15 protein-coding genes and 3 pseudogenes are annotated in these 19,528 nt (G+C 71.7%); 11 read left to right on the top strand and 7 right to left on the bottom strand.

The annotated features are described in order from the left end of the window. Positions 1-181 precede the first annotated feature (181 nt). Complete coding sequence (locus tag D455_RS0128285) at positions 182-730, bottom strand: ATP-binding protein (RefSeq protein ID WP_017574019.1); 549 nt, start codon at positions 728-730, stop codon at positions 182-184. A 13-nt stretch (positions 731-743) separates the two neighbouring features. Next, complete coding sequence (locus D455_RS0128280; protein ID WP_017574018.1) at positions 744-1,091, bottom strand: STAS domain-containing protein; 348 nt, start codon at positions 1,089-1,091, stop codon at positions 744-746. Positions 1,092-1,325: 234 nt separating this feature from the next. Between D455_RS0128280 and D455_RS0128275 the strand changes: the two genes are divergently transcribed. From D455_RS0128275 to D455_RS0128260, 5 genes and pseudogenes are all read left to right on the top strand, one after another. Further along, positions 1,326-3,620, top strand: coding sequence for a DEAD/DEAH box helicase (locus D455_RS0128275; protein WP_017574017.1), 2,295 nt, complete (start codon positions 1,326-1,328; stop codon positions 3,618-3,620). 140 nt (positions 3,621-3,760) lie between these two features. After that, on the top strand, positions 3,761-3,964 hold the full coding sequence (locus tag D455_RS0128270; protein ID WP_017574016.1) for a DUF4244 domain-containing protein: 204 nt from the start codon (positions 3,761-3,763) through the stop codon (positions 3,962-3,964). Further along, complete coding sequence (locus D455_RS0128265) at positions 3,942-4,292, top strand: TadE family type IV pilus minor pilin (RefSeq protein ID WP_083922513.1); 351 nt, start codon at positions 3,942-3,944, stop codon at positions 4,290-4,292. The genes D455_RS0128270 and D455_RS0128265 overlap by 23 nt, the downstream gene beginning before the upstream one ends. A 156-nt stretch (positions 4,293-4,448) precedes the next feature. After that, a pseudogene (locus tag D455_RS35710) lies at positions 4,449-4,619 on the top strand (Rv3654c family TadE-like protein); the annotation flags it as partial. Between the two features lie 254 nt (positions 4,620-4,873). Then, positions 4,874-5,074: a hypothetical protein gene (locus tag D455_RS0128260; RefSeq protein WP_017574014.1), complete on the top strand. Its 201-nt coding sequence runs from the start codon at positions 4,874-4,876 to the stop codon at positions 5,072-5,074. Between the two features lie 291 nt (positions 5,075-5,365). Here the strand turns inward: D455_RS0128260 and D455_RS0128255 are convergent, their stop codons facing one another. The 5 genes from D455_RS0128255 to D455_RS0128235 form a co-directional block, all read right to left on the bottom strand. Then, positions 5,366-6,076, bottom strand: a complete 711-nt coding sequence (locus D455_RS0128255) for a type II secretion system F family protein (protein WP_026123063.1) — start codon at positions 6,074-6,076, stop codon at positions 5,366-5,368. Between the two features lie 258 nt (positions 6,077-6,334). Beyond that, a complete protein-coding gene (locus D455_RS0128250; RefSeq protein WP_026123064.1) occupies positions 6,335-7,027 on the bottom strand; it encodes a type II secretion system F family protein in 693 nt (230 codons plus the stop codon). Continuing rightward, entirely contained in the window at positions 7,012-8,163 is a 1,152-nt protein-coding gene (locus tag D455_RS0128245; protein ID WP_017574012.1) for a TadA family conjugal transfer-associated ATPase, read from the bottom strand. The genes D455_RS0128250 and D455_RS0128245 overlap by 16 nt, the downstream gene beginning before the upstream one ends. Further along, positions 8,160-9,317: a septum site-determining protein Ssd gene (ssd, locus tag D455_RS0128240; RefSeq protein ID WP_017574011.1), complete on the bottom strand. Its 1,158-nt coding sequence runs from the start codon at positions 9,315-9,317 to the stop codon at positions 8,160-8,162. Before ssd ends, D455_RS0128245 begins: the two co-directional genes overlap by 4 nt. Before the next feature lie 1,050 nt (positions 9,318-10,367). Continuing rightward, the gene (locus D455_RS0128235) at positions 10,368-11,180 is read right to left on the bottom strand and encodes a Fic family protein (protein WP_017574010.1); all 813 of its coding nucleotides are present in this window, start codon (positions 11,178-11,180) and stop codon (positions 10,368-10,370) included. A 209-nt stretch (positions 11,181-11,389) separates the two neighbouring features. Between D455_RS0128235 and acs the strand changes: the two are divergent. The 6 genes and pseudogenes from acs to D455_RS0128205 all read left to right on the top strand — a co-directional run bounded on the left by acs (position 11,390) and on the right by D455_RS0128205 (position 19,302). Then, positions 11,390-13,332, top strand: a pseudogene (gene acs / locus D455_RS31955) (acetate--CoA ligase). A 262-nt stretch (positions 13,333-13,594) separates the two neighbouring features. Next, positions 13,595-14,077 (top strand): phage holin family protein, encoded by a 483-nt coding sequence (locus tag D455_RS0128225; RefSeq protein WP_026123062.1) that lies wholly within the window; start codon positions 13,595-13,597, stop codon positions 14,075-14,077. Between the two features lie 9 nt (positions 14,078-14,086). Beyond that, a pseudogene (locus D455_RS35705) lies at positions 14,087-14,935 on the top strand (alpha/beta fold hydrolase); the annotation flags it as partial. A 99-nt stretch (positions 14,936-15,034) separates the two neighbouring features. Further along, positions 15,035-15,574 (top strand): DUF309 domain-containing protein, encoded by a 540-nt coding sequence (locus tag D455_RS35700; protein WP_241480419.1) that lies wholly within the window; start codon positions 15,035-15,037, stop codon positions 15,572-15,574. A 528-nt stretch (positions 15,575-16,102) separates the two neighbouring features. Continuing rightward, a complete protein-coding gene (locus D455_RS0128215; protein WP_017574006.1) occupies positions 16,103-18,562 on the top strand; it encodes a sodium-translocating pyrophosphatase in 2,460 nt (819 codons plus the stop codon). Between the two features lie 254 nt (positions 18,563-18,816). Next, positions 18,817-19,302 carry a SixA phosphatase family protein gene (locus D455_RS0128205; RefSeq protein ID WP_017574004.1) on the top strand — a complete coding sequence of 162 codons (486 nt, stop codon included), beginning with the start codon at positions 18,817-18,819 and terminating at the stop codon, positions 19,300-19,302. Positions 19,303-19,528: the final 226 nt, after the last annotated feature.

The raw sequence follows: 19,528 nt of genomic DNA, 5'->3' as shown, positions 1-19,528 counted from the left end.
CCGAGAACCCAAATGAGATGAGCTCTTAGGGCCGGACCGCCGCCCGTCCCCGAGCCCGGGCCCCGAGCCCGGGTTTCCGGCCCCGACCTCTCCCGGGCCCGGACTCCGGGCTCTCCGGGCCCCGAACGCGCTGAGGGCGCCTCTCCGTGGAGAGGCGCCCTAGCGGACGTCGGGACCGTCCCTAGTTGGAACTCGGGTCGGGAGAGTGCTCCGAGGCCAGCGGCCAGCTCATCCGGACCACGGTCCCCCGGTCACTGGGATCGATCTTCACCTCGTCGGCCAGTCCCGTGATGACCGCCAGGCCCAGCCCCGGGGAGAACCCGGAGATCCCACCGGGAGGGGTGTCCTCGCCGTCCAGGAAGAGCCCGTCGAGCATGGACGGGGTGGAGGTCTCCTCCGTGTCCTTGGCCGGGGCACGGTCGGAGACGACGACCTCGAAACGTTGCGTCGCGCTCCCGTTGGCGCGCAGGGTGCTGCTCGTGGTGTCGGTGCGGGATTCCGACGCCGGATCAGGCGCGCTGCCGTCGATCAGCTGGAGCAGGATCGGCTGCGCGGGACAGTGCAGCTTGTGCGCCGCCACCGCCCGGGAACACGCCTCACCGACCGCCAGCCTGATCTCGTCGATCGCTGATGCGGCGATGCCCGCCCGACGGGCGACGGTCGCGGCCATGAGCCGTGCCGTACGCACGTGAGCGGGGAGCGCGCTGATCGTGAGCGTGATGGTTGCCATCGCTCTCTCGGGGCTACTTCGCGGAACGCTTGTCGATGGCTTCCCGAACCGAGTCGTGGATACCGAAGACCTTGGTCAGACCGGTGATCCGGAAGATCTTCAGGATGCGCTCCTGGGTGCAGACCAGGTCGAGCGTCCCGTCATGCGCCCGGACGCGCTTGAGCCCGCCCACAAGCACACCGAGGCCCGTCGAGTCCAGGAACTCCACCTTCTCCATGTTGACCACGAGGTGGAAGTTGCCCTTGTTGACCAGGTCGATCAGCAGCTCGCGGAGCCGGGGCGCGGTATAGACATCGATCTCACCCTCAACGACGACGATCTCGGTGTCGCCCTCGGTGTAATGATCAAGCTTCAAGTCCACTAGTCCTCCAGCGCCGAACCGCGAAAAATCGCGAATGATCTCTGCCGGGCGTTACCCCACCAGCACGCATTCAACCACGCGTGTCGAGTGCGTCTTCCTGTGATGCACAGAAAAACCGTGACACCGCGCCACTGTTCCCTCGGATGTCACACTGAAACCAATGTCCCAGTGCTCCCACCCTTGGTCGGAGGCGCGTGCGGGCCGCGAAACGTGTCCAGTGAGGAGGGGTCTCGGATGAGGCGATCGGAGCCCGTGCTCCCCGGTGTGTGGCGTGACGATACCCGGTACCCGCAGGTGACCCACATCGAGCAGGTGGCCCGCAACGCCGGAGTGAGCGGGGAATGGCCGGGATGGACCCCTCCCCACCTGGTCGAACGCCTTGCTGACAGGGGGATCACCAGACCGTGGTCCCACCAGGCCGAAGCCGCCGACCTCGCACGCTCGGGCCGTGATGTGATCATAGCCACGGGTACCGCCTCGGGAAAGTCACTCGCCTTCCTCATACCCGCTGTGGACGCGGTTGACGCGGGCGGAACCGTGCTCTACCTCTCCCCGACCAAGGCGCTCGCTCAGGATCAGCTCCGATGGGTATCGGGCCTCGAACTGCCGGGGTTGCGGGCAGCCGTCTACGACGGTGACACCTCCATGGAGGAGCGTTCCTGGGTGCGCGAGCACGGCAACTACGTGCTGACCAACCCGGACATGCTGCATCACGGCATCCTGCCCCGCCACGGGGCGTGGTCGCGCTTCCTGCGTCGGCTGCGCTACGTGGTGATCGATGAGGCGCACCGATACCGGGGGGTTTTCGGTTCGCATGTCGCGCAGATCCTGCGTCGCCTGCGCCGTGTGTGCGCCCGCTACCGGTCGCGGCCGGTGTTCGTGCTGGCCTCGGCCACCTCGGGCAGCCCGGAGGAGAGCGCCACCCGGCTGACCGGGGTGCCCGTCACGGCGGTCAGCCGGGACGGTTCCCCGCGCCCGGGGATGTCGGTGGCACTGGTGGAGCCTGAGCTGACCGACCTGACGGGTGAGCACGGTGCCCCGATCCGCAGGACGGCGCCCTCACAGGCGGCCGAGATGCTCGCTGACCTGGTGCGGGACGGTGTGCGAACGCTGGTGTTCGTCCGCTCCCGGCAGGGTGCGGAGGTCATCGCGCTGACCACCCAGAGGTTGTTGTCGGAACGCGGTGACCACGCCCTGGCGGGGAAGGTGGCCGCCTACCGGGGCGGGTACCTGGCCTCGGACCGGCGCAAGCTGGAGGAGGCGCTGCGGTCGGGGGAGATCCTGGGTCTGGCCAGCACCAACGCCCTGGAACTGGGCGTGGACATCAGCGGGCTGGACGCGGTGCTCATCGCCGGGTGGCCGGGAACGCTGGCGTCGCTGTGGCAGCAGGCGGGGCGCGCCGGGCGGCGCGGGGAGGATTCGCTGGCGGTCTTCATCGCCCGGGACGATCCCCTGGACACGTACCTGGCGCATCACCCGGAAGCCATTTTCGGCCGGTCCGTAGAAGCCACCGTCCTGGACCCGGAAAACCCGCACATCCTGGGGCCGCACCTGTGCGCCGCCGCCCAGGAACTCCCCCTCACCAAGGACGACTTTCCGCTCTTCGGAGAGACGACCGAGGAGCGACTCGATGACCTCGTCGGTCGCAGGCTGCTGCGGAAGCGTCCACGGGGCTGGTTCTGGACGAGCAACGAACGGGCCAGCGACCTAGCCGATATCCGCGGGTCAGGTGGTCCGCCGGTACAGATCGTCGACACCGAGAGCGGTCAGCTGCTCGGTGAGATCGACGAACCCGCCGCCCACGGCACCGTGCATCCCGGCGCGGTGTACCTGCACCAGGGGTCCACGTACCTGGTCGACGACCTCGACCTCGACGAGGGCGTCGCACTGGTGCACGGCGCGGATCCGCCCTACGGCACCTGGGCGCGCGACACCACCGAGATCACCGTCCGGTCGGTGCTGGGCGAGCAGGAGTGGCCGGGCGGGGCCCGCGTGTACTTCGGCGAGGTGCAGGTGGTCCGTCAGGTGGTGGGTTTCCTCAAACGGGACGTGCGCACCGGCTCGGTGCTGGGGGAGCAGCCGCTGGACCTGCCCGAACGGACCCTCGACACACGCGCGGTGTGGTGGACACTGCCCGCCGAGGGCGAGGCGCGGCTGCGCGGGGAGGACGTGGGGCTCCTGGGCGCCGCCCATGCCGCCGAGCACGCCGCGATCGGACTGCTGCCGCTGCTGGCGACCTGCGACCGCTGGGACATCGGCGGGGTGTCCACCTCCATGCACGGTGACACGGGGAAGCTGACCGTGTTCGTCTACGACGGGTACGAAGGTGGCGCGGGCTTCGCCGAACGGGGGTACGCGGCGGCGCGCGAGTGGCTGTCGGCGACCCGTGCGGCGATCGCCGACTGCGAGTGCGAGCAGGGATGCCCGTCCTGCATCCAGTCACCCAAGTGCGGTACCGGCAACGAACCGTTGAACAAGGCCGGTGCGCTGCGTCTGCTGGACGAGGTGCTCACCGGGCACGAGGACTGAGTCCGTCCACAGCCTGTGGACGGGTTTCGCCGGCGCGGAGTTGTCCACAGGCTGGGGACGGGGCTTTCGCGCCGGCCTCCGCCGACCGAACCTGGAGGGGAAGGGCCGACAGTGATCGGCCCCTGACCAGGGAGGTCGCCATGTCCGCTCTCACGTTCACGTTCCCGTTCCCTCGCACGCTCGCCCCGCCCGGAGACGACACCGGGATGACGACGGCGGAGTACGCCCTGTGCACGATCACCGCCGTCGCCTTCGCCGGAGTCCTCTACGCCATCCTCACCGGTAGCAAGGTCGAGGACGTCCTCACCGACCTCGTCGTCGATGCGCTCGGCTCGGGCTTTTGACCGGGGCTCGGTCACCGCGGAGACGGCGATGGTGCTGCCCTCCCTGCTGCTCGTCCTCGGCCTGGCCCTCGGCGCCGTTCAGGCCGCCTCGGCCCAGCTCGCCTGCGCCGACGCCGCCCGTGTGGGCGCACGGGCCCTGGCCCGTGGCGAACACCACGACCGGGTCCGCGCCCTGGCGCTGTCCGCGGCGCCCGACGACGCGAAGGTCCACCTTTCCGAGGACGGCCTCATGGCCCGCGTCACGGTACGGGCCGAACTCGGCTTCGGTTCCGTGACCACCCTGTCCGTGGACGGCAGCGCCGCCGTCCCCCTCGAACCCGGGAGTTGACCCCGGTGCGTTCCGACTCCGGATCCGCCACCGTCTGGTGGACGGCCCTGAGCGCACTGCTCTGGTTCGCCACCCTCGCCGTCCTCGCGACGGCCACGGCNNNNCGATCTCGCCGCACTCGCCGCCGCCGCCCAGGTCGTCCACGGACGGGCCTGTGCGGCGGCCCAGGACACCGCCGAGGCCAATGGGGCCTCCCTCGAATCCTGCGTCCTCACCGGCTCCACCGCCGAAGTGGTGGTCTCGGTCCCCTCGTCCCTCATCGAACGGCCCGTCCTGGCACGTGCCCGCGCCGGACCGGCCGCCGTCTCCCCCGAGGAAGTTCCATGAGCTCTGCCCCCGCCGCCATGGTGATGTGTGCGCTCCTGCTGTGCGTCCCGGTGCAGCCGGAGGGTGTACGGCCGACCTGCTCCGCGTCGCACGCACCGCACATCGCCGGTTCCACGGACTCCGGGAGCTCCGGCGACCCCGAACCCCGCCCCAGCCCGTCCCCCGCTCCTTCCGCGAGTCCTTCCGCAAACCCCTCCGCGTCCCCCGAACCGTCGCGGGGTGATGTGCGGTCTGGGGCGGACACCCCCTCGCCCGTGGGCGAGCCGGTGGCGGTTCACCAGGCGGGCCCGGACCCGGTCAGCACCGCCTCCCGCGTCATCGGCCACGTCTCCACCGGAACCCTGGTGGTGCTGTGGGCGGTGGTCCTGGCACTGCGCCTGTCCATCGGCTGGCCGCGCTTCCCCGTCCCGTACTCGGGCCGGCGTCGGCGCGGCACCGAGCGCGGAGACCTCTGAACCGGTTCGTGCCTTTCGGAGCCGCCCACCAGCCCCCAGGAGGTGGCCTCCCGGATGACGGGACCGGGGCGGACCGGATCCCGCGGGGCTGAAGGGCGGGGCACGCCCTTCAGCCTTCCTGCGGCACCACCTGTCGGGGCCCGCCTTCCGCGTAACGGTGCCGGGACGGGCGAAGCCGACCGGGCGGTGGTCAGGGCGTGCTTCTCCGCCCCCCGGAAACCGGGCGCTCCCACCGCCCGGGGACAAGCCCCGCGGCCCACGACGGTTTCCACGGGACCAATCCCGACGGGGTCAGCCTCCCAGGGCTCGGGACAGGAGTTCGGCGGCCATCGGGACGATCCCGATCAGCACGAAGGCGGGCAGGAAACACAACCCCAGAGGTGCCACCACCAAAACGCCCAGCCGTTCCACCCGGGCCACGGCCCGTACCCGCAGAACTCGGCGCAGGTCGGCCGCGTGCCGGTCCAGCAGGTCCGCGACCGGTGCCCCCGTGTCGGCGGCCCGTGCCAGGTCCCGCCCCACCGCGGCCAGGGGCTCGGGAAGCGCGGAACGCCGCCACGCTTCGGCGGGGGTCGCCCCCAGGCGCAGCTGCTCGCCCACCGCGGCCAGTTCCCCTCCCAACCTGCCCCGCGCCGCCCGGGAGACCGCCGTGAGGCAGGCGGGCACCGTCGCCCCGGAACGAACCCCTGAGGCCAGGAGTCCGATCACCACGGGCAGATCGGTGGACACCGGAATCCGGGAGGTACGGGTCCTGGCCCTCCAACGAGTCCGTGCCCACGGGACCGCGCACACTCCGGCCGCGAGAACGCCCCCGACCACCCCGAACAGGGCCGTTGCGACGACCAACGAGAACGCCCCGGCCACGGCCGGGGCCAACCGGCGGATCGGCGCCCCCCGTCCTGGACGGAAGCGCGGTGGCGGCTTCAGCCTGTCCGCGGGTCCCCCGCCCAGGAGCACCCACACACTCGCGGCACCCAACACCGCGGCGACCGCCAGTAACATCCGTCTCCTCCTTCTCGCTCCCACCACCGGGGCACCGGCACGCGGTTGTCCTCCGGCGAATCCGCCCTCGTCGACCTCATGGAGGAGGGCTCGACGCCGCACCTCACGGACCTCAGCCGCTCCGCGGACCGGCATCCGTCAGCGCGCCCTGGGGCAGGGCCCCGGCGGTACACGCCTCCGGGGGCGGCCGAAACCCCGCGCCGAGCCCGCCCGACCATGAACGGTCACACTCCTCTCCGCTGACGAGAACACCCGCGATCAGGGGAAAGCCGTCGCCGAGCGCACCATGCGGAGCGTCCACCAGGCTCCGAGCGCGTCCAGAGCCACCCCGCACACCAGGCAGGCCCACCCCGGCGGCGTGGTGAACAGGAACACCAGCGGTGACCCGCCCAGGCCCGAGGACATCACCAACCCGGCGACCGGCAGGACCGCCAGTACGATCGCGGTGGTGCGCGGACCGCTGGTACGCGCGCCGGCCTCGGCACGCTGCTCCTCCTGCTCGGTGAGGTTCGCCGCCAACGCGTCCACCACCTCGGCCAATCCCGCCCCGGTGTCGTCCGCCACCTCCCAGCACACCGCCAGGTAGGCCAGCGCCCACAGGTCCGGATCACGGTCGGCCTCGCGGCGCAACGACACCGCGTCGGTCACCGCGCCCACCAGGGGACCAGCCTCGGCGGCGGAGATCCGCAGGGCCTCCTCCGGCGGCTGCCCGGCGCGTAACTCCGCGGCCAGCACACGGCACAGCACCACCACCGCGCGGCGTCGCCGGGCGCCCTCACCGGAACGGGCCACCAGCGCACGCACACCCAGCCGCCACTCCCCCCGCCGGGGCAACGGACGCCCGGGCCGGACCAGCAGGGCCGCGAGTCGGTTCCGCCGCCCACCGGGAACCAGGCCCAGCAGCACCAGGGCCGCGGAACAGGCCACCAGCACGGTCACCATCGGCACCAGTCCTCGCCCAGCCGGGCCACCACCTCCGTCATCCCCGGATGCTCCCCGCGGACGCCGTCGGGGGCGAAGGACACCGCGGGCACCGCGCGCACCAGCCCGTCCGTCTCCCGCCGCAGCACCCGCAGCTCGGAGAGGCGGCGCCCTCCGGCGTCCCGGACCAGGTGAACGATCATGACCCGCGTCGCGGCGAGCTGGCTGTGCACGGCCGCCCGGTCCAGCCCGGCGGCGCACCCCAGGGCCTCCACCCGGGCGGGCACGTCACCGGCCCCGTTGGCGTGCAGAGTGCCAGCACCGCCCTCGTGCCCCGTGTTCAGGGCACCCAGCAGGGACACGATCTCCGGTCCCCGCGCCTCTCCCACCACCAACCGGTCGGGGCGCATCCGCAGCGCCTGCCGTACCAGGACCTCCAGCGACACCTCGCCGCTGCCCTCGATGTTGGGCGGGCGGGTCTGGAGGCGCACCACGTGCGGATGGGCGGGCCGCAGCTCCGGGGAGTCCTCGGCGAGGACGATCCGCTCACCCGGATCCACCAGCGAGAGCAGACTCGACAGCACGGTGGTCTTGCCCGTACCCGTACCTCCGCTGACCAGGAACGGCACCCGTGAGGCCACCAGCGAACGGAGCAGCGCGGCCCCGCACGGGGTGACCGACCCCCGCTCGGTCAGCCGCTCCAGGGTGAACACCCGCCGCGGCGGCAGCCGCAGGGACACGCACGCCCCCGCGGGCGCCACCGGTGGCAGCACCGCGTGCAGCCTCGCCCCGCTCGGCAGCCGGGCGTCCACGTACGGCACGGCCGCGTCCAACCGCCGCCCCGCCTGCGCAGCCAGCCGCTGGGCCAGTCGGCGCACCGCGTCCGCCGACTCGAACCGCACCCCCACGCGACGCAGACCGCCCCCGTCGTCCACCCACACCTCGTCGGGACCGTTGACGAGGATGTCGGTGGCCTCCGAGGTCATGAGCTCCTCCAACGGCCCCGCCCCGGACAGGTCGGCGGCCAGACGGCGGGTCATGGACAGCACCTCGGTGTCGCCCAGCAGACCTCCCTCCGCGCGTAGCGCGGCGGCGACGCTCGACGGACTCACCGGAGTCCCGGACGCCACCAGGCGGTTGCGTACCGCCTCCACCAGCGGGCTCACCGGGCCTTCTCCGGCGAGGGCAGGCCCGCCACGACCCGGTCGGCGAACCGGGCCAGCGGCGAACGGGGATGGCGGGCGGGCACGCCCCCGGCGTCCAGCAGCCGGGTCAACCCCGGCTCGGACGGCAGGTCGGCCCCCAGTTCCACGCTCAGGACGTGCGAGACCACGTCCGCGCTCAGCTCGCCCCGGGCCCCGCGCACCACCAGCCGCACGGTGCGCGCCTCCTCCCGCAGCCGGGAGACCATCCTGGCCGCCGCCAGTACCGAGGGCACGTCCGCCGGGACGACCATGAACACCAGGTCGGAGCGGTTCAGGACCGCGGTGGTGGCCGGATCGAAGGAGCGCGGAAGATCGGCCACCACCAGGTCGGTGCCGTCCCCGGCCGAGGCCAGGGCCGTGCGCATGGTTCCCACGGGCAGGGGGCCCGTCGGCTCCTGTCCGCGCGTCCATGTCAGCACCGACACCAGGGGTGTGCTCGGCAGCCCGGAGCGCAGGTCGCGCCAGCGCACCCGGCCGCGCCGGCGGAGCAGGTCGCCCCAGCCGGTCCACCGCTGCGGACCGGGAGGGGTGGCGCCGTCACATCCGAGATAGACGTCGGGACCGCATCCGAGCGGGTCGGCGTCCAACAGGGCGGTGGGGCGCCCGGCGCGTTCGCCGGCCAGGGCGAGGGCCACCGCCGTCAGGCTGGCTCCGGCACCACCCCGCCCCCCGACCACGGACACCGTGGGCGCCGGTGCCCGGGCGGGAGCCGCGGCCCTCGCGAGCAGGTCCACCAGCACCGGCTCGTCCCGGGGCAGCAGGAGGAGCCGCCCTCCGGCGGAGGCCCCGGAGGCCTCGGCGGGGGCGCGTGGTCGGCTCCCGGGGACGTGCGGTGCCGGTGCCGTGTCCGCCCGAGGTGATGACTCTCCGCCGCGGGCGTCCCGTCGCTCCCGGGCCACGACCACGTGGCGGCCCGGCGGCTGTTCCGCTGACCGCAGGACCGTGCGCAGGTCGGCGCCGACCACGGCGAGCGGGGCGTGCGGCCACAGGCTCAGCGCCCGGTCGGCCGTGTGTGCGACGGTGACCTCGGTGGAGGCGGCGGTGGCCAGCCGGAGGAGGTCGTCGAGGAGGAGGGGATCGGCGGTCGCGATCAGGGGCCGGTGCTGGACGTCCATGGGACCTTCCGGATCGAGGGGCTTACCTCGACCTTCGCCGACCAGGACCAACGGCGAAAGCCCCGCCCGGAGGCTGTGGAAAACTCCGGCGGGGCTCGGATCGGTGCGTCGGGAGCCGCACGGCGCGGCAGCACGGGAAGGGGTTCACCCACCGGGCGGGATGCGTACACGGGGGCGGATACGCATCCCGGCCCGACAGGCGAGAGGAGCGGACGCGGGGACATGCCTCCGCAGGGGGAGCGAAGGCTGCCACGCGAGTTCCGGTCCCGGGGGGGGTAGGACCGGGTCCGCTCTCTGGTGAGGGTCCGCGGAGAGGCGTGCTCTCGCGACCACCAGAAGACACGCGGACGTCCTCCGAAGAAGGGATGCGCCACCGGAACGCGAAATGGGGCACGTACGGCGGGGACGCGGATCGGGCGAACCGGTTCTCCGGGGAACGACCGAACAGACGGTATCACGTGACACTCCGTATCGGTTGGGGAATCCGGGAGGAAAATTCGGGCCAACTGCCTTTTCAGAGCGGGAACGCCGGCGTAGAAAGAAAGCAGTTGGTGGCTGAGAACCACCCCGGCGCGTCAGCCGGGAACCCACGCGCCACTTGGCCCCGTGAGGCCCGTCTAGGCCGGACAACTTGATGTCATGCCTGGTCAGACTAGGTAAATGGACGCCTGATAGCCCGGTGGAACGCGCCGGAGGCGACGCCCCGCGAGACAGAACGGGGCGTCGTCCCACGTGTGCGCGCATAAGGAGGGCGCGAAACCCGCGCCCAGAACGGGAAAGCGTAACCGAACCGATATATTTTTGGTGCTACTCGTCGGTGAATCGGCGATTGGCGACGCGCCTTTTCGACGCCGCGCGGTGAGCTCCCGGGCGGGTGTCCGTCAAAGGCGACATCCGTTCCACGCCTCCCCGCCCCGACGCGGGGCGCCAGGGGCCTTCCGGCGGCTGGCGCTGACACCACCGACCACACCACCACCGAAGGCCTTCTTCGCCCGTGTCCCGCGGGGCCGGTGCCACCCGGCTCCACGGTCAGTACACCCGGCCCCTCGGTCAGCCGCGCTTGAGCGCCTCACAGGTGGCCAGTGAGTCCTGTGCCCCGGCGCGGACCGCGCGGCAGCAGTACACCACCCACTCCGCGACGCCCTCGGTCGTACCGCCCATGTACCCGCGCAGCGCCGGTCCGTACTCGTCCCGCAGCGTCTGGTGTCCCAGTTCGGAAGGCACCAGCGACTTGGGGTCCAACCCCCGCTCCACCAGCGTCAGCCGCTCGGCCGCGCGCGCCACCAGGCCGTCGCCCCACCCGAAGGGCCGGACCGCCATCAGTTCCCCGTGCACCAGGGCCGACGTCACCAGCGCGGGGACCGACGTGCGCGCGCCCAGCAGCGCGTACAGCCCCTCCAGCCTGGCCATCGCCGCCTCGGGGGCCGGAGCGGGGCCCAGCCCCAGCGGGTCCTCGACCCGCTCCCCGGCCAACCGGGGGCGGCCCAACGCGTCCTCGGACACCGCGTCCGCCGCGGCGAGCGTGTGCAGGCGCGCCAGGACCTGGCGGGGCGCCCTGGGCCAGGTGTCCACCAGGTTCCCCAGTTCCCCGGACACCCGGAGCGCGCCCTTGACGCGCGTGTCGTACACGTGCCCCTCGCGGATCTCGTCCAGCGAGACCTCGGCGCCCTCCAGCGCCGCCGACGCTCCCGCGCCGCGCAGCGCGGACTCCATGGACACGTCACTGCTGCGACGGCGCAGCACCCGGTGTCCCAACAGCCGGTCGACCAGGGTCCGTGCCTCGGCGACCGCGTCGCCGACACCGGGCAGTTCGGCGATCCGGGCCAGCGGGTCGGACGCGGAGGCAGAAGTCGATTCGCTCACGGGAAACAACACTACGCGCCGGTAACCCCGATCGCCCACACCAGCCCGCACCAGTCGTTCCGCGACCGCTCGTCGCGACGGGACGACCGTTCACCGCCCGTTCGTCGCGCGTCCGGACGCCCCCGCCGCTGGAGGCGACCCGGTTGTTCACGGGGTGTCGCCCCCCATGATTAATTGGGTGTGAACCAGCCTACGTAAGGAGAGTCACAGTGGCCGACAGCACTCCCGCGAGCCAGGAGACACTGTCCAACCTTCTCCACGAGACGCGCAGCTTCCCTCCTCCGGAGGACCTCGCCGCCAACGCCAACGTCAAGGCCGACGCCTACGACAGGGCGGCCGAGGACCGTCTCGGATTCTGGGAGGAGCAGGCCCGCAGGCTCCAGTGGGAACAGCCCTGGGACACCGCCCTGGAGTGGAACCCGCCCTTCGCCAAGTGGTTCGTCGGCGGAAAGCTCAACGCCTCCGTCAACTGCGTGGACCGCCACGTGGCCAACGGCCTGGGCGACCGGGTCGCCTACCACTGGGAGGGCGAGCCCGGCGACACCCGCAGCATCACCTACGCCGAGCTCAAGGACATGGTCTGCCAGGCGGCCAACGCCCTGACCGAACTCGGCGTCCGCAAGGGCGACCGCGTCGCCATCTACATGCCGATGATCCCCGAGACCGTCGTGGCCATGCTCGCCTGCGCCCGGATCGGCGCCGTCCACATGGTCGTGTTCGGCGGCTTCTCCGTGGACGCCGTCGGCCAGCGCCTCGACGACAGCCANGCTACCGCCGCGGCAAGCCCAGCGCCCTCAAGCCCGCCGTGGACGGGGCCGTCGCCGACCGCCCCGGCGTCGAGAAGGTCCTCGTCGTCCGCCGCACCGGGCAGGACGTCGAGTGGAACGACCGCGACGTGTGGTGGCACGACGTCGTGGAGACCCAGAGCACCGAGCACACCCCCGAGGCCCACGACGCCGAGGACCCGCTGTACATCATGTACACCAGCGGCACCACGGCCAAGCCGAAAGGCATCCTGCACACCACGGGCGGCTACCTCACCCAGGTCGCCTACACCCACTGGGCGGTCTTCGACCTCAAGCCCGAGACCGACGTCTACTGGTGCGCCGCCGACATCGGCTGGGTGACCGGCCACTCCTACATCGTCTACGGCCCGCTCGCCAACGCGGCCACCACGGTCCTGTACGAGGGCACCCCGGACACCCCGCACAAGGGCCGCTTCTGGGAGATCATCGAGAAGTACAAGGTCAGCATCGCCTACATGGCTCCCACGGCGATCCGCACCTTCATGAAGTGGGGCGACGACATCCCCGCCAAGTTCGACCTGTCCAGCCTGCGCGTCATCGGCTCGGTGGGCGAACCCATCAACCCCGAGGCCTACGTCTGGTACCGCAAGAACATCGGCGGCGACCGCACCCCGGTCGTGGACACCTGGTGGCAGACCGAGACCGGTGCCATCATGGTCAGCCCGCTGCCGGGCGTGACCTCCGGAAAGCCGGGCGCCGCCATGGGCCCCATCCCCGGCATCGCCGCCGACGTCGTGGACGAACAGGGCGACTCCGTCCCCGACGGCGAGGGCGGCTTCATCGTCGTCCGTGAGCCGTGGCCGTCCATGCTCCGCGGCATCTGGGGCGACCCCGAGCGCTACAAGGACACCTACTGGTCGCGCTTCGAGGGCCTGTACTTCCCCGGCGACGGCGCCAAGAAGGACGAGGACGGCGACATGTGGCTGCTGGGCCGCGTGGACGACGTCATGCTCGTCTCCGGCCACAACATCTCCACCACCGAGGTCGAGTCCGCCCTGGTCTCGCACCCGCGCGTGGCGGAGGCGGCGGTCGTCGGCGCCACCGACAAGGTCACCGGCCAGGCCATCGTCGGCTTCGTGATCCTGCGCGGCGGTGAGGAGGAGGTCCCCGAGGACCTGGTCCAGGAGCTGCGCAACCACGTCGGCGCCTCGCTCGGCCCGATCGCCAAGCCCGCACGCCTCCTCGCCGTCCCCGAGCTGCCCAAGACCCGCTCCGGCAAGATCATGCGGCGCCTGCTGCGCGACATCGCCGAGAACCGGGCGGTCGGCGACACCTCCACGCTCACCGACTCCTCGATCATGGAGGTCATCGCCAAGCAGCTGCCCTCCGCCAAGCAGCAGGACTGACGTCCACAGGAGCATCCGGACGGGCCGTCCCGGCGGCCCGTTCCCGAACGANCCCGACCCGGTCGGGGCACCGCGCGCCGCTCCGCCGCGGTTCCGACGAGGTTCCGTGGTGATCCCGCCACGGAACCGTCGCCGATGCTCACCCGTGTGACGAAACGGAGGGACACCGTTGTGCGTGCCGTGAGAGACGCCTGAGCCGGGGTATGTGCGAGGATGCGGAGGATCATCCGTGCGTTCGGACCGAGAGAAGGGAACCTCCACGATGGCGGAGAAGCCGGGTACCGGCGGACCTGGCGCCACCAGGGACACCGACCGTTCCATCAGCGAACTGGTCTCAGACGCCACGGGCAACCTCTCCCGGCTGGTGAGCCTGGAGATCAAACTGGCCAAGCTGGAGGCCAAGGCCGACGCGGTCAAGATCGGCAAGGGCGTCGCCGGTTTCGCCGTCGTCGCCGTCCTCGCCCACATCTTCGTCATCCTCCTCTCGGTGACCGCCGCCTTCGTCCTGTACGAGGTGGCCGGTCTCCCCGGGTGGGCCAGCTTCGGCATCGTCACCCTCGCGTACCTGCTGCTCGCCGTGGCCATCGCGCTGTACGCGATCTCCGTCCTCCGCAAGCGGGAGGGCCTCCAGCGGACCGCTCTGACCACCTCCCGCCTCACCGGCATCCTGCGCGGGGACATCCGCCCGCCCTCGACCGCCGTCACCGCCGACTCCGTCGAGGCTGGCGTCCACCCGGCCCGGTAGGCCCGCCCGGTGTTGGACGACTCGGCCGCCCACGTCGACGGCCCCTGGACGCACAGGACCGTCAGCGCGGCGGGCGCACGGTTCCACGTCGCCGAGGCCGGTGACGGGCCGCTGGTGCTCCTCCTCCACGGCTTCCCCCAGTTCTGGTGGGCCTGGCGGTCCCAGCTGACCGCGCTCGCCGACGCCGGTTACCGTGCGGTCGCCGCGGACCTGCGCGGCTACGGCGCCAGTGACAAGACTCCGCGCGGATACGACCTCGTCACCCTCGCCCAGGACGCCGCGGGACTCGTCCGCGCCCTCGGCGCACGGGACGCGGCCGTGGTGGGACACGGCCTCGGCGGCCTCGTCGGCTGGACCATGAGCGTCTACCACCCGGACACCGTGCGCGCCCTGGCCGCGGTCGCGTCGCCGCACCCGCTGCGCGCGGGACGCGTCCTGGCCTCCGGCGGGCCCGGCGTCCGCCACATGCTCCGGGCACAGCTGCCCATCCTCCCCGAACACCGGCTCCTGAGCGACGGGTGCGTGCGCGTGGGCGACCTGCTGCGGGAGTGGGCCGGAGCCGGATGGCCGGACACCGAGGCCGAGGAACGCTACCGCCGCGCCTTCGCCATCCCGAAGGTCTCCCACTGCTCCCTGGAGAGCCAACGCTGGCTCTTCCGCTCTCGGTGGCGTACGGACGGCCTCCGCTACAACGCGAGGATGCGCGCGCGCGTGCGCGTCCCCGTCCTCCAGCTCCATGGGGCACTCGACCCGGTGTGCCCGCCCAGGGCGGCCCGCGCCTCGCGGAGCATGGTCACGGGGGCCTACCGTTGGAGGCAGATCCCCGGCGCGGGCCACTTCCCGCACGAGGAGCGCCCCGAGGAGGTCTCCGGCGCGCTCGTGGAGTGGCTGGCGGAGGTCTCGGGGACGACGTGGACGGAGCCCTCCGAGGTGAGGGGGAACGGCGGTGAGGCACTGATGGCGACGGAACCCGTGAGCGGACGGCAGGCCCCCGGGCGCCGGAGCCGGGAGGGCGGACGGGACCGCAACGAGACCGGCCAGGCGCAGAACCAGCGCCCCCGCGACCGCTACGGGCGCCCGATGCCGCACGGGAGCGTGGGCGAGGTGGAGCGGGTTCCCGACGACGCCGAGTTCTCCGCGACCGAAGGTCTGGAAGAGGCCCAGCGGCTGCTCGACGAGGGGTACGCTTTCACCGCCCACGAAGTCCTCGAAGCCGTGTGGAAGTCCTCGCCCGACCCCGAGCGGGAGCTGTGGCGCGGCCTCGCCCAGACGGCCGTGGGAGTCACCCACGCGCAGCGCGGCAACATGGTCGGCGCCGCACGCCTGCTGAGGCGGGGTGCGGACCGCGTGGAGCCGTTCGGACCGGACGCTCCGCACGGGGTGGACGTGGCCGGGGTGGCGGCGTTCGCCCGGGCGCTGGCCGACGACCTGGACGCCGGGCGCGCCCGCCCGGGGGACGGGATCGACCCCTCGGGGATGCGCCTGCTGGGCGCGTAGCCGGAGGGTTTCGGACACGCTTTCCGGACAGGTCTTTCGGACACACAGCCGCCCCCAGGGACGACCTTGGGGGCTGCCAGCACCTCCTGTGGCCAGTGATGCCTGCGTGGCTCGTTCCGCTTTTATGCGCTTATGTGAGCTTTAGCGTTAACATCGCATTACGACGTTATGCGATGTTATATAAGTCGCACATCACCAATAAATGCATTTATCCTCTCCCTGAGATCACCGGAAGATCACATCTTCGGATTGTCTCGAAGAAAAGCCGGTCCGGATCTCACCTTTGTTCTGTGCCGTGCGTAGAATCCCCGGATCACCGCCCGTGAAAATGCGGCACGGGCGGTACGCACCACAACCAAAGGTGGCACCGCTTCGACCCCGCCAAGCGTGCCGTCGGGCCAGCTCAGGCTCCTTCCGGACGGCGGTACGCCCCCAGCCGCGCGAGACCGGCGCCCACGTGCCGAGCCGTTTCGCGCGTTCTCCGGTGGACGGGGCCGAAAAGGTCGTGCCGGTCTCAAGGAGGACGGATTGTCTGGGCTCAACCTCGCCGCTGAAGGCGGCACGGCCCTATCACTGGCAGGCACCGACTTCACCCTCGTCATCATCGTCATGGTGGTGGCCCTTCTGGCGCTCGCCGTCGCGGGAATGCTGGTACGTGAGGTCCTCGCCTCGGGACAGGGCACAGAGCGAATGCGCAACATCGCGGTCGCGGTGCAGGAAGGAGCGGCGGCCTACCTCAAACGACAGTTCCGCACCCTCGCGGTCTTCGTCGTCGTCATCCCGCTCCTGCTGCTCCTGCTCCCGGCCGATTCCTGGGCCATCGCCATCGGCCGCTCGGTCTTCTTCGCGCTCGGCGCCCTGCTGTCGGCGGCGACCGGATTCATCGGCATGTGGCTCGCGGTGCGCGGCAACGTCCGGGTCGCCGCGGCGGCCCGGGGCGGAGACGACGCCTCCAACCGCACCGCCATGCGCATCGCCTTCCGCACCGGCGGTGTGGCGGGCATGATCACCGTCGGCCTCGGCCTGTTCGGCGCGGCCGTCGTCGTCCTCCTCTACCGGGGCGACGCACCCATCGTCCTGGAGGGCTTCGGCTTCGGTGCGGCCCTCCTCGCCATGTTCATGCGTGTGGGCGGCGGCATCTTCACCAAGGCCGCAGACGTCGGCGCCGACCTCGTCGGCAAGGTCGAGCAGGGCATCCCCGAGGACGACCCCCGCAACGCCGCCACCATCGCCGACAACGTCGGCGACAACGTGGGCGACTGCGCGGGTATGGCCGCGGACCTGTTCGAGTCGTACGCGGTCGTACTGGTCGCCTCGCTGATCCTCGGCCGGGTCGCGTTCGGCACCGAGGGCCTGGTGTTCCCGCTCCTGGTCCCCATGATCGGCGTGCTCACCGCCATGATCGGCATCTTCCTGGTCGCCCCCCGCGCCCGGGACAAGACGGCGATGTCGGCGATCAACCGTGGCTTCTTCGTCTCCGCGGGTATCTCCGCCATGCTCGTCATCGGCACCGCCCTCTGGTACCTGCCCTCCAGCTTCGGCGAACTCTCCGGTGTCAGCCCGCAGGTCCTGGCGGAGATCGAGGCGGCCGGGACCAGCCCCGACCCGAGGTTCATCGCCGTGGCCGCGGTCCTCATCGGCCTGGTGCTCGCCGCCGCCATCCAGCTGCTCACCGGCTACTTCACCGAGACCGACCGGCGGCCCGTCCGCGACATCGGCGACAGTTCCGAGACCGGCGCGGCGACCGTCATCCTCTCCGGCATCTCCGTCGGCCTGGAGTCGGCCGTCTACTCCGCCCTGCTCATCGCCGGCGCGGTCTACGCCGCGTTCATGCTCGGGGGCGGTTCCATCACCCTGAGCCTGTTCGCCGTCGCCCTCGCCGGAACCGGCCTGCTCACCACCGTCGGCATCATCGTGGCGATGGACACCTTCGGCCCGGTCGCCGACAACGCCCAGGGCATCGCCGAGATGTCCGGCGACGTCGAGGGCAGGGGCGCGGAGATCCTCACCGGTCTCGACGCCGTCGGCAACACCACCAAGGCGATCACCAAGGGCATCGCGATCGCGACCGCGGTTCTGGCCGCGACCGCGCTGTTCGGTGCCTTCCGCACCTCGGTGCAGGCACAGCTCGGTGACGCCGACGAGGCCTTCTCGCTCTCGCTGGACCAGCCCGACGTGCTGGTCGGGGTCATCATCGGCGCCAGCGTGGTGTTCTTCTTCTCGGGGCTCGCCATCATGGCGGTCGGTCGGGCCGCGGGCCGCGTGGTCCTGGAGGTGCGCGACCAGTTCCGCACCCGTCCGGGGATCATGGACGGCACGGAGAAGCCCGAGTACGCGCGGGTGGTCGACATCTGCACGAAGGACTCGCTGCGGGAGCTGGTCACGCCGGGTCTGCTGGCGGTCCTCGCGCCGATCGCGGTCGGCTTCGCCCTCGGTTACGCCCCGCTGGGCGCGTTCCTCGGCGGCGCCATCGCCGCCGGTGTGCTCATGGCGGTCTTCCTCGCCAACTCCGGCGGTGCCTGGGACAACGCCAAGAAGCTCGTCGAGGACGGACACCACGGGGGCAAGGGCTCGGAGGCCCACGCCGCCACGGTCATCGGCGACACGGTCGGGGACCCGTTCAAGGACACCGCCGGTCCCGCCATCAACCCCCTGCTCAAGGTGATGAACCTCGTCGCTCTGATCGTCGCGCCCAGCGTGGTGATCTACGCGGACAACATCGTCCTCCGGACGGTGATGGCCGTGCTGGCCGTGGGCGTGCTCGTCGGCGCGATCCTGTGGTCCAAGCGTCGCGGATCGGGCACCGAGACGGACCTCGCCGAGATCAGCGGCCAGTCCGCGCCCAAGGACGCTCCCGAGACCGGGGACGACGGAGCCTCTCCGAGGGGAGAGGTCGCCTCCGAGGAGGGTGACGGTCAGAAGGAGGGCGCGGCCGACGCCGACGCCGACGACCGCAAGGAGGAGGCCCGGGCCGGAGACGGCAAGTAGGGGGACGACGGACAGGAGGAGTCGGCGAACACGGCGCGAGGCCGTCCGGGGGTGTCCGGGCGGCCTCGCGCCGTGAGGGGGTGGAGCGGGGCGGGGACGTGCCGCGGGAGAGCACACCTAACCTGGAGCGAGGTCGTTCCAGTAGGCAAGAAGAGGTGGTTCCTGGTGTCCGGGATGAAGGGGCTGTTCGTCATCGTGGGGATCATGGTGGCGTTCATCGCCGCCCTCTCCATCGTCGCGACGGTCGTGTCCCCGTGAGCGGCGCGCGCACGCTGCTGCTGATGCGGCACGCCGAGGCCGGGAACGGGGTCGGGGTCGAGGACTTCGACCGTGAGCTCACCGACCGGGGACGGAACCAGGCGGAGGCGGTCGGCCGCCTGCTCTCCGAACGGGGCTACGCACCGGACCACGTCCTCTGTTCCGCCGCCAGGCGTACGAGGCAGACCCTCGACGGGGTGCTGGGAGCGATGAGCCCGTCGCGACGCCCGGAGGTGGACTACTCCGAGGCGGTGTACTCAGCGGGGGTGGACACGCTCCTGGAACTCGTGAACTACGTGGACGCGGACGCGGAAACCGTGCTGGTCGTCGCGCACAACCCGACGGTGGCCCAGATGGCCGCGTCCTTCGTGGGGAACGAGGCCCTGGCGGCCTACGCGCCGGCCACGGTCGCGGCGGTGGAGCTGGAGGTGGAGTGGCTGTACGCGGCGCCGGGAACCGGTTCCGGGGTGCTGCTGAACTAGGGCGCTCCTGGACCACCGATGCCCCTCCGAGCTGATGTGACCCAGGCCACGGGATGCCCGGGTTGCCAGAGCACCGGGTGCGGGGTAATGTTCTCCGAGTCGCCTCCGACCGGCCCAGAGCCGTGCGGGGTCGCGGCACACCTCTTCCGAGCGAAACGAACGCGGTTTCCCCGCGGGCGTGCCGGATTTGCAGGAACCTCCTCCGAAATCATCTGGTTCGAGCAGT

Source organism: Nocardiopsis halotolerans DSM 44410 (genome assembly GCF_000341065.1).
In the GTDB taxonomy this organism is placed as follows: domain Bacteria; phylum Actinomycetota; class Actinomycetes; order Streptosporangiales; family Streptosporangiaceae; genus Nocardiopsis; species Nocardiopsis halotolerans.
This window is presented reverse-complemented; position numbering and strand designations above follow the sequence as displayed.

Bases quoted from the DNA above. Each gene is read 5' to 3' on its own strand.
- D455_RS0128265 (WP_083922513.1), top strand. From the start codon at position 3,942: ATGCGCTCGGCTCGGGCTTTTGACCGGGGCTCGGTCACCGCGGAGACG.
- D455_RS35700 (WP_241480419.1), top strand. From the start codon at position 15,035: ATGGCGACGGAACCCGTGAGCGGACGGCAGGCCCCCGGGCGCCGGAGC.
- ssd (WP_017574011.1), bottom strand. From the start codon at position 9,317: ATGGACGTCCAGCACCGGCCCCTGATCGCGACCGCCGATCCCCTCCTC.
- D455_RS0128275 (WP_017574017.1), top strand. From the start codon at position 1,326: ATGAGGCGATCGGAGCCCGTGCTCCCCGGTGTGTGGCGTGACGATACC.
- D455_RS0128255 (WP_026123063.1), bottom strand. From the start codon at position 6,076: ATGTTACTGGCGGTCGCCGCGGTGTTGGGTGCCGCGAGTGTGTGGGTG.
- D455_RS0128225 (WP_026123062.1), top strand. From the start codon at position 13,595: ATGGCGGAGAAGCCGGGTACCGGCGGACCTGGCGCCACCAGGGACACC.
- D455_RS0128285 (WP_017574019.1), bottom strand. From the start codon at position 730: ATGGCAACCATCACGCTCACGATCAGCGCGCTCCCCGCTCACGTGCGT.
- D455_RS0128270 (WP_017574016.1), top strand. From the start codon at position 3,761: ATGTCCGCTCTCACGTTCACGTTCCCGTTCCCTCGCACGCTCGCCCCG.